This is a genomic window from Streptococcus himalayensis (genome assembly GCF_001708305.1).
GTDB lineage: Bacteria > Bacillota > Bacilli > Lactobacillales > Streptococcaceae > Streptococcus > Streptococcus himalayensis.
In genome coordinates this window covers 928433-945751 of sequence record NZ_CP016953.1, presented here as the reverse complement: position 1 = coordinate 945751, position 17319 = coordinate 928433, and the positions used below count along the sequence as shown (strand labels likewise).

5 protein-coding genes are annotated in these 17319 nt (G+C 43.4%); 2 read left to right on the top strand and 3 right to left on the bottom strand.

Features of this window, described 5'->3' with window-relative positions:
• Positions 1 to 21 precede the first annotated feature (21 nt).
• Both BFM96_RS04510 and uvrA read right to left on the bottom strand, forming a co-directional pair.
• The gene (locus BFM96_RS04510; protein WP_068990884.1) at positions 22 to 1086 is read right to left on the bottom strand and encodes a M24 family metallopeptidase; all 1065 of its coding nucleotides are present in this window, start codon (positions 1084 to 1086) and stop codon (positions 22 to 24) included.
• On the bottom strand, positions 1073 to 3910 hold the full coding sequence (gene uvrA, locus BFM96_RS04505; RefSeq protein WP_068990877.1) for an excinuclease ABC subunit UvrA: 2838 nt from the start codon (positions 3908 to 3910) through the stop codon (positions 1073 to 1075). The genes BFM96_RS04510 and uvrA overlap by 14 nt, the downstream gene beginning before the upstream one ends.
• Positions 3911 to 4040: 130 nt before the next feature.
• Here uvrA and BFM96_RS04500 point away from each other — a divergent pair, with 130 nt between their 5' ends.
• The gene (locus tag BFM96_RS04500) at positions 4041 to 4985 is read left to right on the top strand and encodes a magnesium transporter CorA family protein (RefSeq protein ID WP_068990873.1); all 945 of its coding nucleotides are present in this window, start codon (positions 4041 to 4043) and stop codon (positions 4983 to 4985) included.
• Between the two features lie 20 nt (positions 4986 to 5005).
• Complete coding sequence (locus BFM96_RS04495; protein ID WP_068990868.1) at positions 5006 to 5668, top strand: DUF1129 domain-containing protein; 663 nt, start codon at positions 5006 to 5008, stop codon at positions 5666 to 5668.
• Positions 5669 to 6072: 404 nt separating this feature from the next.
• On the opposite strand, the gene BFM96_RS04490 is transcribed toward BFM96_RS04495, so the two are convergent.
• Positions 6073 to 16779 (bottom strand): discoidin domain-containing protein, encoded by a 10707-nt coding sequence (locus tag BFM96_RS04490; RefSeq protein ID WP_068990864.1) that lies wholly within the window; start codon positions 16777 to 16779, stop codon positions 6073 to 6075.
• Positions 16780 to 17319: the final 540 nt, after the last annotated feature.

Below are 17319 nucleotides of genomic sequence, written 5' to 3'. Positions count from 1 at the left end.
TACCATAGATTTGAAATTTTCTCAAATCACAGTTAATTCTTTCGGTGCTAGGGTTAGGATTTTACAACCATCTTCTGTAATCAAAAGATCATCCTCAATCCGGACACCATACTTTCCTTCCAGATAAATCCCTGGCTCATCGGTCAAGACCATGCCCGCTTGAATTTTATCCGTTGCTGTTTTACTAAAGTAGGGGATTTCATGGACATCAAGCCCCATCCCATGACCAATCCCATGCGTAAAGTAAGGGCCATAACCCGCCGCTTCAATCACCCGACGAGGAACTCCGTCAAATTCACGGTATTCCATGCCAGCCTTTGCCGCTGCAATCAGGGCTTGGTTGGCTGCTAAAACAGTCTGGTAAATCTCGGCCTCTTCATCGCTGACAGAACCAATATAGATGGTACGTGTCATGTCGCTCACATAATGGTCATAGATACAGCCAAAATCAAGTGTCAGAGCATCACCAGCTTCTATGACCTTCTCGGACGCACGTCCGTGCGGCATAGCCGAGCGGTAACCCGATGCGGCAATGGTATCAAAGGATACGGCCTCAGACCCCATTTCCCGCATGCGAAAATCAAGGAAATTCGCTACTTCAAGCTCTGTTTTTCCTGGTTTGATAAAGTCCAAAGCGTCTAAAAAAGCTTGGTCCGAAATCTGACAGGCACGTTGAATGGTCGCAATCTCTGTCTCATCCTTCATCATCCGCAAATTCATCACCAAATTGCTCGTTGGGACCAAGTGCATTCCTTCAAATACAGTCTGCATGGCTTGGTAATAGGCAACTGACACTTCATCCTCAAAAGCCAGCTCGCTGATATGACTGTCTTTTAAAACCTTAGCAACAACAGCCAATTCATCCCTTTCTGACACCACTTCAAAATCCTTGACCACGGACTGGGCATAAGTGATGTAGCGATCATCGGTGATTAACACTTGCCGATCCGCCGTAATCAGCACCGTTCCTGCCGATCCCCAAAATCCTGTCAGATAATAAATATTCTTCAAATTTGTGATGAGGAGGGCAGGAGTGCCTGTTTCCATCATCTGATGGCGTAGTTTTTCCAGTCTATTCGTATGCATCTTCTAGTTTTCCTTTCAAATACTGTCCTGTATAGCTGGCTTCGTTTGCAGCTACTTCTTCTGGTGTTCCTGTTGCGATAATCATACCACCGCCGACACCGCCTTCTGGACCCAAATCGATGATATGGTCTGCAGTCTTAATCACATCCAGATTATGCTCAATAACCAGTACCGTATTTCCGTCATCAACAAAGCGTGCCAAAACTGTGAGAAGTTTTGCAATATCTTCTGTATGGAGACCAGTCGTTGGCTCATCGAGGATATAAAAGCTCTTGCCTGTCGAGCGTTTGTGGAGCTCACTCGCTAGTTTCATCCGCTGCGCTTCTCCTCCTGAGAGGGTCGTTGCGGGCTGTCCCAAAGTTACATAGCCCAGTCCAACATCCTTGATGGTTTGGAGTTTACGCTCAATTTTGGGAATGTGCTTGAAAAATTCGACAGCATCATTGACCGTCATATCAAGAACCTGGGCAATATTTTTCTCCTTGTAATGAACTTCCAGCGTTTCGCTATTGTAGCGTGTCCCGTGACAGACCTCACAAGCTACATACACATCTGGTAAAAAGTGCATTTCAATCTTGATAATTCCATCCCCTGAACAAGCCTCGCAACGCCCACCTTTAACATTGAAAGAAAATCTCCCTTTCTTATAGCCTCGTATCTTGGCTTCATTGGTCTGGGCAAATAAATCACGAATGTCGTCAAAAACACCTGTATAGGTCGCTGGATTGGAACGAGGTGTTCGACCGATAGGACTCTGGTCAATATCAATCAAGCGATCCACATGTTCAATTCCTGTGATGGATTTGAATTTCCCTGGTTTTTCTGAATTACGATTCAGCTTTTGGGCCAACGCTTTTTTCAAAATCGAGTTAATCAAGGTTGATTTTCCTGAGCCAGACACACCTGTAACCGCAATAAACTTGCCCAGTGGAAATTTAGCCGTAATATTTTGGAGATTATTTTGGGCAGCTCCCTTGATTTCGATAAAACGACCATTTCCAACACGACGCTCACTCGGAACGGCAATCTTACGTTTGCCAGACAAGTATTGCCCTGTAATCGATTTGCTGTTTCTAGCGACCTGCTTCGGCGTTCCTGCTGCAACGATCTGCCCTCCAAAAACACCTGCTCCAGGGCCTACATCAATCAGATAATCTGCTTCCCGCATCGTATCCTCATCATGCTCCACCACAATAAGGGTATTGCCTAAATCACGCATTTTTTTCAAACTCTCAATCAAGCGGTCATTGTCTCGCTGATGAAGCCCAATCGACGGCTCATCCAAGATATACAGCACACCTGAAAGATTGGAGCCAATCTGTGTTGCCAAACGAATTCGCTGGCTTTCTCCCCCTGACAAGGTCCCTGCCGAGCGAGAGAGGGTTAAATAATTCAGACCTACATTTTTTAGGAAAGAGAGACGGTCGTGAATTTCCTTCACAATCGGCTTTGCAATCGTTGCTTGATTGTCCGTCAGTGTAAGATTTTCCACCACTTCCAAATGATCTGCAATGGACAAATCCGATAACTCCCCGATATGGAGCCCCTTTTCACCACCAATGCGAACAGACAAAGCCTGATCATTCAAGCGGTAGCCATGGCAAGTCGCACAGGTTAGCTCATTCATATAGGTCCGCATTTGTGTTCGGGTAAAATCACTACTCGTTTCATGATGACGACGGCTAATATTGGTCACAATGCCCTCGAAAGGAATGTCAATATCTCGAATTCCCCCAAATTCATTTTCATAATGAAAATGGAACTCTTTCCCAGCTGAACCATAGAAAATCAAGTTTTTCTCATCGTCCGTCAACTCTTCAAAAGGAGTATCCATATCAATGCCAAATTCAGCCATGGCTTGTTCTAACATCTGTGGATAGTAATTCGATGAAATTGGATTCCAAGGGGCCAGAGCTCCTTCTCGCAAGGTCTTTGTACTATCTGGTACCACCAAATCAAGATCCACCTCTAGCTTCATCCCAAGACCATCGCATTCACTACAAGAGCCAAAGGGAGCATTGAAAGAAAAGAGGCGTGGCTCTAGCTCCGGCACCGTAAATCCACAAAGCGGACAGGCATAATGCTCTGAGAAAAGCATTTCCTGCTCATCCAAGGTATCAATAATCACATAACCTTCCGCAATCCGAAGTGCAGCTTCCACCGAGTCAAACAAACGACTACGAATACCTTCTTTAATGACTATCCGATCGACCACAACCTCAATATCATGCTTTTTGCTCTTTGACAGCTCAGGAACCTCTGTCACATCATAAATCTCACCATTCACCCGAACACGGACGTAGCCATCTTTTTGAATTTTTTCAAAAATCGTCTTATGCTGCCCTTTTTTCTTGCGAATAATCGGAGCCAACACCTGCAAACGTTGACGTTCTGGTAATTCCAAAACCTGATTTACAATCTGCTCAACGGACGAAGCAGTAATCGCTCCATGACCATTGATACAGTAAGGCGTTCCAATTCGTGCATAAAGAAGTCGCAGATAATCATTAATTTCGGTCGTTGTTCCTACTGTTGAACGAGGATTTTTACTGGTTGTTTTTTGGTCAATAGAAATGGCAGGACTCAAACCATCAATCGAATCCACATCTGGCTTTTCCATATTGCCCAAGAATTGCCGAGCATAGGCTGACAAACTCTCCACATACCGACGTTGCCCTTCTGCATAAATGGTATCAAAGGCTAGACTGGACTTCCCAGAGCCAGATAAGCCTGTCACCACGACCAACTTATCTCTTGGAATCGTCACATCAATGTTTTTCAAATTATGGGCACGAGCCCCATGAATCACAATTTTATCCTGCATGTTTCCTTGCTTTCTCTTTTTATTTCCTATCTTTCATTATATCAAAATTTTTAACAATCTTTTGTCCTAAAATTGGATTTTTTATAGTATAATGATAAAGTGTGCAATGAATTCACTAAAGGAGGTCAGGATGAGACAAATATTTTTATCAACCACAACAGAGTTTAGAGAAGTTGAGTCCCTAGAACCTGGAACCTGGATTAACCTAGTCAACCCTTCCCAGAGCGAATCCATTGAAGTCGCAAATGCCTATAATATCGATCTCGCAGACCTGCGAGCACCGCTTGACGCCGAAGAGATGTCTCGTATCGTCATCGAGGATGACTACACTCTCATTATCGTCGATGTCCCTGTGGTTGAGGAGCGTAATAACAAGACCTACTATGTGACCATCCCTCTAGGAATCGTCATTACAGATGATGTCATCGTAACGACTTGTTTGGAGCCCTTGCCCTTGCTCGATAGCTTTATCAATCGTCGTCTGCGGAATTTCTATACCTTTATGCGTTCTCGCTTTGTTTTTCAAATGCTGTACCGCAATGCCGAAATCTACTTGGCAGCCCTACGAACGATTGACCGAAAAAGCGAGCAAATCGAAAGTCAACTCCATCAAGCCACTCGAAATGAAGAATTGATTGAGCTGATGGAACTAGAAAAAACAATCGTCTATTTCAAGGCTTCCCTCAAGACGAACGAACGCGTAGTCAAAAAATTGACGGGTTCTTCCAGTATCATCCGACGCTATGTTGAAGACGATGATTTGCTGGAAGATACCTTGATTGAAACCCAACAGGCCATCGAAATGGCTGATATTTATGGGAATATCTTGCACGGCATGACCGAAACCTTTGCGACTATCGTCTCCAATAATCAAAATACAATCATGAAAACCCTGGCCCTGATGACCATGGTTCTAGAAATTCCAACCATGATTTTCTCAGCTTATGGTATGAACTTTAAAGACAATGAGATCCCGCTCAACGGCCTACCACACGCCTTCTGGCTCATTATTTTTATCTCCTTTGCCATCAGCTTTTCACTCACTGTCTATTTCATCAAGAAAAGATGGTTTTAATCCCATTTTAAGGAGGACTTATGTCAATTAATCTTAACGAATTAACCAAAAAAAATCAGGAATTTATCCACACTGCCACTAAGCAACTCATTCACGAAGGAAAAAACAACCAAGAAATCGAAGCACTTCTGGAAACGATTTTACCAACCATTTTGGAAAACCAGAAAAAGGGCATTCCTGCCCGCGGACTTTTTGGTTCCCCAACGGCTTGGGCTTTGGAGCAAGTCAAGCCAGCTGGTGCCGAAAAAGCTCCTGAAAATGAAAGCCCATTTCTCATGTGGGTAGATACATCCTTATTGATTTTAGCCTTTTTTGCTGTCGTACAAGGTTTGGTTTCCCTATTGTCTTCACAACCTGAAATCTATGGTTTAACGACCATTCTCAGCTCTAGTGCTGTGGGTGGTCTAGTCTTTTATGCCATGTATCACTATGTCTATCGCTTTATGGGGCAAGACCGTTCCAAACGTCCACCACTTTGGAAATCCTTCCTCATTCTCACAGCTTGTACCCTCCTTTGGATATTAGCCTTCTCTATCACTAGCCTACTACCTGCTGTTATCAATCCTGTACTTCCAAACCTTGGCTTGGTTCTAGTCGGAGTACTTGCCTTTGGTAGCCGTTACCTACTCAAGAAAAAATACAATATCAAGAGTACAATCCAATCCAGTCGCATTCAATCCTAACACTAAAGACAATCTCCCTCTGAAAATCAACCTTTTCATGAGGAGATGAAACACCTATCTTAGGGAGAACAAAATTTGTTCTCTCTTTTTTCTACTGATTATACACCGGAAAGCGAAGAACTGTGGACAAAGTTCCTCTTATTAGTACTCACAATCCAATTTATACTCTATTAAAATCAAAATCTGACTAGGTTCCACAATTGAGAGTTGTGGAAAGTAATAGATAACACTAGCGTAGCTTGTGTCCTAAAAACCACAGGTAGAACTAGAGTTCAACAAGGTGAGTTAACGACGTCAGATGTTGATTTTTGACGAGCATCATCCACAAAGATAAAAACAATATAAATGTTTACCCTTCAAAAAATCCTCCCTAGAGTTTCTAGAGAGGATTTTCTTATGGAGTATTACACATCTTTGTTTCTAGGCTTCAGAGCACTAGCTCCCATCGCCATTAAAACAAGACCTGCTAAACCAAGTGCTGACTCTGCACTGCCTGTATTTGGCAAGGACTGTTCAGACTTCATCTCTTTGTCTGCCATCATCTTATCTGCTGGCATGCTTTGAGCCTCCATCTTTTCTTCTTTCTTGTCATTTGCAAGCAATTGAATACCTGGTTTCACAGTCGTAGCGGTATTGACTGGTTTTACCTCCACTCCATTCACCACTGGTGCAGGTTCGCCTTTGGCGTAAACAAGTCCATATTGGCTAAAGTGAGTAACCTTAAACACGACTTCTGTCTGATCCGCATTTTGGACGAATGGCAGACTTTCTGTCATATTGTTAAGAACATAGTAGACTTTATCCACTTTACCCTTACTTGGAAGGACAACGGTTACTTCTCCCTTGATTTGTACCGGTTCGTCTTTTTCATTATAAAGAGTCACATCGTACAATTCATAGTTTTGATTTTCCAAAGCAGGAGCAGTTGAAGCCATTGGACGAACTCTCAACTTTGTAGCACCGTTCAAGGCAGCAACGGAACCAACAACCTTCAGCTGTGTTCCTTCGTGAACCAAGCCCATCATCTTATCCTCAACAGTTGGCGCTGGAGTGGCACTCACTACATTACCTAACTCAAGTGTTGGTTTGTCGGCAACAGTTCCACCCACTGCGTGATGCAATTCTAGCGTTGGTTTTTCGGATACCGTTGGTGCGGGAACGTCACCCACGGAGTGGTGCAACTCTAAAATTGGTTTCTCAGAAACGGTTGGGGCGGCAGCGTCACCCACGGAGTGATGCAATTCTAGCGTTGGTTTCTCGGAAACGGTTGGAGCCGCAACATCACCTACGGAATGGTGCAATTCTAGCGTTGGTTTCTCGGATACCGTTGGGGCTGCAACGTCGCCTACGGAGTGGTGCAATTCTAGCGTTGGTTTCCCGGATACCGTTGGGGCGGCAGCGTCACCCACGGAGTGGTACAATTCTAGAATTGGTTTCTCGGAAACGGTTGGTGCTGAAACATCGCCTACGGAGTGGTGCATTTCCAAGGTTGGTTTTTCGGATACCGTTGGAGCAGGAACATCGCCTACGGAATGATGCAATTCCAAGGTTGGTTTCTCGGAAACTGTTGGTGCTGGAATGTCGCCTACCGAGTGGTGCAATTCTAAAATTGGCTTTTCAGAAACGGTTGGGGCTGCAACGTCACCCACGGAATGATGTAATTCCAAAATTGGTTTCTCAGATACCATTGGGGCGGCAGCGTCTCCCACGGAGTGATGCAATTCCAGCGTTGGTTTCTCGGAAACGGTTGGGGCGGGAATGTCGCCTACCGAATGGTGCAATTCTAAAATTGGTTTTTCGGATACCGTTGGAGCGGGAACGTCGCCTACTGAGTGATGTAATTCCAAGATTGGTTTCTCAGAAACGGTTGGGGCGGGAATGTCGCCTACGGAGTGGTGCAATTCCAAAATTGGTTTTTCGGATACCGTTGGGGCTGCAACATCACCTACGGAATGATGCAATTCCAAAATTGGTTTTTCGGAAACTGTTGGGGCGGGAACGTCACCCACGGAATGGGGCAATTCTAAAATTGGCTTTTCAGAAACGGTTGGGGCGGGAACGTCGCCTACGGAGTGGTGCAATTCCAAGATTGGTTTCTCGGAAACGGTTGGGGCGGGAACGTCACCTACGGAGTGGTGCAATTCTAGCGTTGGTTTCTCAGAAACGGTTGGGGCTGCAACATCACCTACGGAGTGATGCAACTCTAGAATAGGTTTCTCAGAAACGGTTGGGGCTGGAATGTCACCTACTGAGTGGTGCAATTCTAGCGTTGGTTTCTCAGATACCGTTGGGGCGGGAATGTCACCTACTGAGTGGTGCAATTCCAAAATTGGTTTTTCGGATACCGTTGGGGCTGAAACATCTCCCACAGAGTGATGCAATTCCAAGGTTGGTTTGTCAGATACCGTTGGAGCGGGAATGTCACCTACGGAATGATGTAATTCCAAAATTGGTTTTTCGGATACCGTTGGAGCCGCAACGTCGCCTACGGAATGGTGCAATTCTAGCGTTGGTTTTTCAGGAACAGTCGTCTCCGCAGCCTCTCTAATTCTAATTTCAGCTGCAGACATAAATCGGTCTGTACCGCTATCTCCTCTCGTATGTAAGGCTTGGAATTTCAAATACCGACCTTCTTGTGGTGCAAAAGAAATTTCCTGCCAATCGGTCGTATCTGGCAGACTACCTGTCGCTACTTTTATCCAATTTTCTTTATCAGAACTAATATATACTTCGTATTCAGATACTTTTCCATTTGAAGAACCATCTTGACGCGGAAGATAAGCAAGGCCACTCAATAGACGATTCTTTCCTGTATCCATTGTGAGGTAAAGATTATCCACAGTTGTTCCTGCCCAAGCAGAATGCCAAAGCGTTCTAGGTTTTTCATCCTTGATATGTTCCACCGCCTCAGACTCTCTATTTTCAACCGATCCTGCCTCGATACTCCATTCAGCATTCGGAATATAGCCCAACTTGACCCTATAAGTTTTATGTTGGCTCTTATCCTCAGATTCTGTCAGGATAAGAATCTCGTTATTATTAGCTGGTAAAATCGTAACGCCGACATTTTTGGCTGTATTATTGGCTTCTATAGTTGTAGGCATGCTTGATGCAAAGATAGTTTCGGTCAAGCCTTCCCCTGAGATTACTTGGTCGCCTAAGCGAATTTCAGACAGATTAGCATCATGATGTGCGACAAGATTCGTCACAGCTGTCCATAGTTTGGTTTCAACAATTCCTGTAGACGGTTTTCCTTTACCTGGGCTCTTATCAGCATTCTCTACATGAATATTAAAGATAACAGCTGGTACAATTCTATCTAGCTTATAGGAAACTTTGGTTACACGCCCTTCGGTGCTAGTAGCGATCTGGTGGGCCCCAATAACTTCTGCGGCACTTTCACCAGATAGCTTCCATGAAAATGTAGTGGACTTAGGAAGGGCTAAAGCATAGGTGTCTGTCGCATAATATACATCGACCTGAGAAATATTCTGTGCAGTATCGTACTCAAACGTCAAGGTGGAATTTGTATCTCCTCGTTGTGAAGAGGCATAGTTTGACCAAATCGTAGGATTGGCACCGCCAGAGTTATTGGCAGCAACTGTCAACCCCTGATCTTTGATCGCTTCTAAAGTATCAGATGTTTCACCCTCTGTATCTTCCGTCAGCCGTACGACACTTGGTGCCACATTTTGATCCAAGGTTTCAGTTGGCTGAGCAATCCGTACAAAAGCCTTGACAGGCAAGAGGTCTCCAAGCACCTGTGCCCGACCTTCAATCGTTACTTGTCCTTCTTTCTGGTAAACCGTAGCTTCTGGCAACGTCCACTCTACTGGAAACGGAATTGCAAGTAGCTTACCATCTGCCAAATATGCTTGAACTGTAGACGGCAACTGAGGAGCATTTCCCACAGCAGTTACCATGCTAATATGTTTCATGCTCGCAACCTGATCAATCACAGCTACAAACATGTCCACAGGGGCTTCTAACCCCTCAACCTGTCCTGTAAGAGTGAAGGATTCTCCCAAGGCAAGTTTCTCACGTACAAGATTTTCGTCAAAGGAAATCATTCGATTTTCCACTGTGTGATCACTGTAGCGAACTCGAACCGTTTGTGGCAACTGAAGTTCATTTCCTTTTTTCACATACACTGTCTTTGCAAGTTCAACATCAGTGATGGTTTTCTTGTCTGGAGTTGATCTGCCACGGACTGAAAAGTCAAGTTGTGCACCTTCTAACTGTGGCGAGGTTGCATGAATCTGCACTTGACCGGCTTCACCTGTCATCCTCAAAATCGCAATGGCTTTTCCTCCAAAGGCTTTCCGTTGATGCTCTTGATAAGGTGTGTAGTCCGTCGGATCTCCGTTATCCATTCCGATTAACTCAGCTGGTCCAGTCACTTGCACCGTAATCGGAACCTTACTATTTGCGACCAATTCTCCTGCTTGATCTTCCACAGCCAGCTCCACATACACAAGCGAATGATTATCTACAGTCTGATTTCCCTGCGTGATGGTTCGGCTTGATGGAGAAATACGAGCCACAACACGGCTAGGAGCCCCAAAGTTCTTAATTTCTTTGCGACCTTGCGTGTCTAAAATCTCCTGATTATTCTGATCATAGGCAATCGCCTTAATCCTACCTGCACGATAAGGCACGCGCCATGTTAGGTAAAGATTTTTATGTTCTTCTGCTTGCTTATCATCGTCTTCATAGACCTGATAACGATGACCAGCTTCTGTCGTATGGGCTGTAAAAGCTTTGGTTCCCAGATCCGTCTCTTGTCCATCTGGACTAATATGAACCAATTTCACTTTAGCTGCATCTGAATACACAACCACTTCTACTTCATTATTTTGAAGACTTAATTCCTCCTCATTCCAAGAACCTGGTAACACGTGAAGAGTGTGGACTTTGTCATTCCACTGGCTTTGGTAAAAGTAGAAACTATCTTTTGGAAATCCTGCCGTATCTACAATGCCAAAATATGAGCTTTTTGGTGATGGCCAGCCAGCAACAGCTCCAGCTCCTGTCCCATTCCACGGAGTTGGCTCTCCGAGATAATCAAATCCTGTCCAGACAAATTCTCCTGCAACAAAGTCCCGTTTGATGGTGTCATACCAAGCTTGACTTGCATAATGCCCCCAATTAACCTTAGACTGATCATAAGAAGTAAGCTGTTTATCATTGCGACGAGCATTTCCCTTGACAGTATAAACTCCACGGCTATTGATAGCAGAAGCTGTCTCAGAGCCATACATAATCCAATCAGGGTGCTCTCTATGGCCTCTGTCATACTGACTTCCATCTGCGTAATTATAGCCAACAACCCCTTTTGGACCTGTGGTACGATTGCTAAGAGCATTCGCCATTCCAACGGATTCTCGCAAGGATTGTTTTAATTTATTGTCTCCTAAGGTAGCTGGACGACTTCCGTCTGCCTCATCAATCCAATTAATCAAACGTTCAATTAACTGTGGATAATTTGATACATTGGCACTAAAGCCTTCCATAACTTCATTTCCTGTGGACCACATGATAATGGATGGATCGTTAACACCACTTCTAACCATTCGCTTGATATCATACTCTGCCCAGGTCTGATCAGCAGACCGAACGTTTTGCAGATATTTTGCATTTTTCTCACCAATTGGGGTATTAAACCAACGGGCATAGTCAAACTGATTGCCATTTTTGGCATGTTCCCAAGTATCAAATGCTTCATCAATCAAGAGCATGCCTTTTCGATTTGCAATATCTTTCATCACACGAGAAGAAGGATTATGGGTTACACGAACAGCATTAACTCCCATGTCTTTTAAAATATCAAACTGGCGAGCAATAGCATCCGCATAAGCCGCTGCACCTAGAGCCCCTTGGTCATGGTGCATACTGACCCCTTTTAATTTTGTCGCTTGACCATTTAGGAAAAAGCCTCTATTTTCATCAAATCGGGTAAATCGGAAGCCTGTTTCCTGTTGATTGGAATGGATTTTTTCTCCGTCTTTGTAAATCTCTGTCTTGACTATATATAAATTAGGGTTGTCCACTGACCACAATTTAGGGTGAACAAGCTGCATCTGTGTATGAAGAGCGTGAGATTGACCAGCCCCTATCATTTGAGCCCCAGAATCCGCACTCGCCACTTGCCTTCCTAAGCTGCCATCAGCATTCCGTTCAAACAAGGTCGTTTTTACAGAAACCGTCGCATCGCTAGTGCCTTGATTCACTACTTGGGCATCAATCCCAACCCTGCTACCTGCTGCATCTTGATAAGTACTTGCCAAATCAGGTGTTTTTACAGAAACCCCATTTTCTTCAAGGTGAACTTCTGGCATGACCTGCAACTGAAGAGAGCGATAAATACCACTACCTGAATACCATCGTGAACTTGGAATTGTATTTGTTACTTTAACAGCTAATAGATTTTCCTCATTATCTTTAATATAATCCGTCAAATCATAGGTAAATGCTGTATAGCCATTGGGGTGTTTTCCTAAAGATTGCCCATTGATAAAGACCTCTGTCTCCATATAAGAGCCATCAAATTGGAGCATCACTCGCCCTTTTTTAGCTTTTTCACCAATCGTAAAATTCTTACGATACCAGCCTATACCGCCTGGTTTATAGCCACTTTCGCCCTCACCTGCCTGAGTATAATCCTGAGTGAGACTATAATCATGCGGCAAATTGACATTCTGCCAAGTCGCATCATCAAATTGTTTTAACTCTGCTCCGACAGCCTCACCCAAATGAAATTTCCACTGATCATCAAAAGAAATAGTTTGATCCGCATCGTTTATATGGTGAATAGCTTGCCATATCTTTGGTGTAGCAGCTGCATCTTGCTTCTTATCTACTGAAGGAGGCAAGTCTGAGATCCCAGAATCAGCTGGTTTTTCCGTTTCTTCTGACGTTTCAGCATCATTGACCACATACGGACGAAGGAGGGCAATCTCTGCGGCACTGGCAAATCCGCCATGCCCTTCTAAGATTTTAAGCTGAACATGATTTGTCATTACCCCATCAAAAGCAGCAATTTTCTCTTTTGCATTCTTAGCCCAAGTTCCTTCGGTCACTTTTGTCAGTGTTCCATCACGGTCGGCATACACTTCATAACGTGTAACAATCCCGTTTTCCGCTCCTTTTCGTGGCAAGTAAGACAAGCCATTGACCATCTCCGCTGCCTTCAAATGCATATCCACCGTATAAGAAGCATCTTTTTTTGTCCAATGACTATGCCAGATAGTCCCTGGTTTGCCATCAAAAGCAAGACCGATTAGCCCTTCTTGATCTGTTGCATTATCCGCCTCTTCACTACTTGCTGTGATTGTCTCATAATGATCAGGCTCAATCACACGCGGATTCTGAAATTCTTCATTCGATAGGCGGAGATTATACAGCTTCCCATTAAATCCTCCAATCATCTCCAAAGGCAAGACCAAGCTATAGTGAGCCAATCGTGGATAGGCTTCTTGGGCAAGAATTGCTTGTTTTTCCCCATTGACATATAACTCTGTCAGCTGCTCTTTGGTCACCAAATCAAGTTTCACACGTTGATTTTTAGGAAGAATCGTATCAAACTGCACCTTCATATGTTCAAATTGATAACCAATACGACCATCTTCATCTGCAAGATACAACTTATCTTTACCTGTACTAGAAAATAGCTGTACCCCATCTCCTGTCAATTCTACATCCAGACTTAGCACGGCATTTGGTCCGACATGAGGAAGGCTCGTCTGAATTTTTTGAGCAACAGTCATCACTAACGGACTTCCTTGCTCTGTTTGACGTGCCAATTGTTTCAATGCATCAACAGTCAATCTTCTATAGATCTCTGTTGAAATGCGATAGTCTGGATTGGTCGCTGGAGCATATTTCTTCTCAGAATCAAGCAGGGTCAATTCAGCATAAGTTTGAGCGGCACGGCTAGAGCCCCAAGTCTTTTGTGCTGTAACTGGAAGAGCGGCAAAAAATCGCTTGAAAATGTCATAAGAAGTCAGACCAGTTTCATGTAAATCAATATTATCATTCCAAACGGCATAGCCACCCCCCAAGATATTCGGCTGTGTCATTGCAAATCGTTTACCACCAGCAACACTAAAATCATTTGGCTGCCAAGCATTGTATTGACGAACGTAGTCGTTATAATCTCCGTAACCACCACGACTACCTGAGCCACTTGGTACACTGTAAGTAGGAATATCTAAGATATTGATAATCTTTGCACCTAGAGCTAGTGCTGCTCCAGGATCTTGCCAACCCAGGTTCCAAATATCAACTTCTGAACCTGTAAAATCAACTGGAGTTCTTCCTGTTTTTATCGATAAAGATCCCCAAATCCGAGGGGTCAAGCCTTTGGATTTAATATAATTCATTAAATCATTGGCATAGCGTCGATAGCTTTCAGAATTTCCATAGTATTCATCTGTACCAATATGAATGGTCTTGATACCTTTCAATGGTGCATTTTCTCCATCTAAGAGCTTATCATAAACAGACTTGACAAAGGCTAGAGTTTCATCATACTTATCTTCCAAATTCAGCATGGCAACTCTCTCCACATCATGGTGGCGTCCCACACTTCCTTGGTACATCAAGTCCGGACGAACTTTAACAAAGGATAGAGCATGCCCTGGCGTGTCAATTTCTGGCACAAGATTAATGCCCAATTCCTGAGCCTTATGAATGATAGCCTGCATTTGTGCACGGGTGTAATGTTCTTTTGATGTCAGTGGTGTCCCATCAGCCCCCACAACGTCTGTCTCTACCCGAAATCCATCTTTTGCATGGTGCAATACATAATCTAGTTGCTCTTCTCGTGTTAAATTCTTTCCTGCGATATGCTCTTTAAGGAAAATATAATTATCATTCAAATGGAGCTGTAAATCATTGAGCTTGTAGTAAGCCATATTTTCCAAAACTTCCATCACAGTTTCATACGGAATGAATTTTCGTCCTGTATCAAGCATGAAACCACGATGTTCAAAGCTTGGATAATCTCTTAACTCACCATTTTGTAGATTGTTCTCCCCCATTTGAAGCAAGGTTCTCGTAGCATAAAATGCACCAACTGAATCTTCTGCCTCAATACGAACTCCATCCTGACTGATCATGATGCCGTAACCTTCACGACCATATCCCTTATCAACGACCTTAGCAAAGGACAAGGTTGGACCATCTGTTACATCCGTTTCAAATCTTAAACCTCGAGCAGCCAAGTCTGACTTGTACTTATCTGCAACACTTTCAAAGTCCGAATCTGCTTGCACCCGCATACGAGAAGTAATAGAAGTTTTTCCTTCAACCCCATGCCATTCCTGAACAGCCGGTACGACATTTGGCTTATCTCCGATGCCTTCATCTGGATGGCGACCGACAACATGGACTACAAATTCCTTTTCAATGGTGCGATCAGCTAATTTTTCCTCTAGATAGACCTTGACATCCTTATCAATCAATGGTTGATAAATTTTTCCACTTGTATCAATGATGGGAAGTGCACTTGTTTTCTTGATTGAAAGTGTACCTGCAACCTCTGGCAAGAGCAGTTGATTTCCTTCTTCATTTAAGCTGAGTTGCTGAATATCTTCTAGGGTACGAATGGCTGGTTGAGCATTAGAAAAGGCTCGAAATTCTTGAATACCGACATTGCGCCAATTCAAACGACCGGCTCGGTAATCTTCAACGACTAACTTCAAATGACGAGCATCTATCGGATTAGTGAGTTGAATGCGTTCTTTTTGAGACGGCTCTCCAGTTCGGCTATGAATTTCTGTCCAAGTACTGGATGCTGTCAAATGTTCATCTGAACTAGCATATAATTTCCATCCATGTACATTTGGATCTGGCTGGCCTGCCTTCAAACGTGGATCCCAGTCTAACTCTACTCTCTCGATATGCGTTTTCTTAGCTAAATTGACAGTCAGTGTTGGATTGGAAGCATTGAGATTCGTAGCCCAACGTGTGCTTTCTTGACCATCCACCGCCTTATCGGCTGAGAATTGAGCGACTTCCGTATCAGATGCTGTGGCAGTAGCATTCAGCAAATGGTTGATATCCGGTCTTCGTTCAATATCTTCATAGATATTGGAGAAGGCTCGAAATTCTTGGATACCGACATTACGCCAATTCAAACGACCGGCTCGGTAATCTTCAACGACTAGCTTCAAATGACGAGTGTCCACCGGTGTCATCACATTGATTTGTTCATGTTGAGATGGAGCTCCTACTCGGCTATGAATTTCTGTCCAAGTGCTAGCTTCTGTGACTGTTTCATCAGAACTAGCGTATAATTTCCATGCATGTACATTTGGATCTGGCTGACCATCTTTTAACCGTGGATCCCAGTCTAATTCTACTCTCTCGATATGCGTTTTCTTAGCTAAATTGACAGTCAGTGTTGGATTGGAAACATTGAGATTCGTAGCCCAACGTGTATTTTCTTTGCCATCCACTGCCTTATCGGCTGAGAATTGAACAACTTCTGTGTCAGACGCCGTCGCAGAAACTCCCAAAAGATGATTAACATCTGGTGTTTTCTCAACACTTTCAATTTCAGCTTTTCGAAATCCTCCTACTAATCCAGTAGAACGCAAAGTTGCAGCGCTATTTGTTACAAGTCTCTTATCCGATTGAACCGTATTTTTGACAGCATCGGATATTCTAGACTTATCCGTTTCTTCTGAAAAGACACTGGAACGATTTGCACGAATCCCATCTGAGTCACGCTCTTCATTTGCGTTGGAATACCCAGACAATCTTTCTGACGCTTTTAAATCTTCCTCCCTTGGAGTAGCACTATTCATCGCCCCTTCCTCCAGAGCAGGCGTTGATTCCTCGCGAGCAAGAGTAGGCAAACTTGCATCTAGAACTGGCTTTGCCCCATATGTAACAGCCGATGACTCCGCGTGCTTTTCTTCCCTGTCTGCCAACTCTGAGGTGCTCCTATCATCAGGAGGTGTGGCAGTAGAGATTTCAGCTGCTTCAACTCGAGCAGCCCCCGAAAATAGGACATAGCCAACTAAAATAGAAGCTGTCCCCACCGATAATTTTCTAAGAGCATACTTACTATTCTTAGAAAATAAGTGTTTCGAATCTTTACTCATAAGATTCTCCTTTCTTTTTGAAAACGCTTTCTTCGTGCTGATTATATCATAAACAAAAAGCTATTTCAACGATTATCAGAATAATATATGGAAAAATTATTGCAAGTAATTGTATAAATAATATATCCCTCTTTCATCTTTCTAAAAACCTACACTAACGGCGGTATAACGAAAAAGTACTCCAGAAAAATACTACAATTAAGCAATATCTTTCTGAAGTGCCTCTTCATTTGTATTCATATTTTTTCAATAGGATTATACATAAATAAATCAGATGGAAATAGACATCGAGTATATGTACGATTTCTTATTTTACTATAGGTCTTTCTAGATCCTCATACATAAATCACATCTTTCATCATCTCCTACCAGCATTTTTTCAATCAAACAAATGTCATACTCGTCAAAAATTAACATCCTATGTCATTAATTCACCTTGCTGAACTCTAGTTCTACCTGCGGTTTCGTTGCCTAGACAGAGTTTGATTTTTATAGAGTATCAGCATTAGAAACGAGAAAGAAATTCTGTTTGATAGCAGG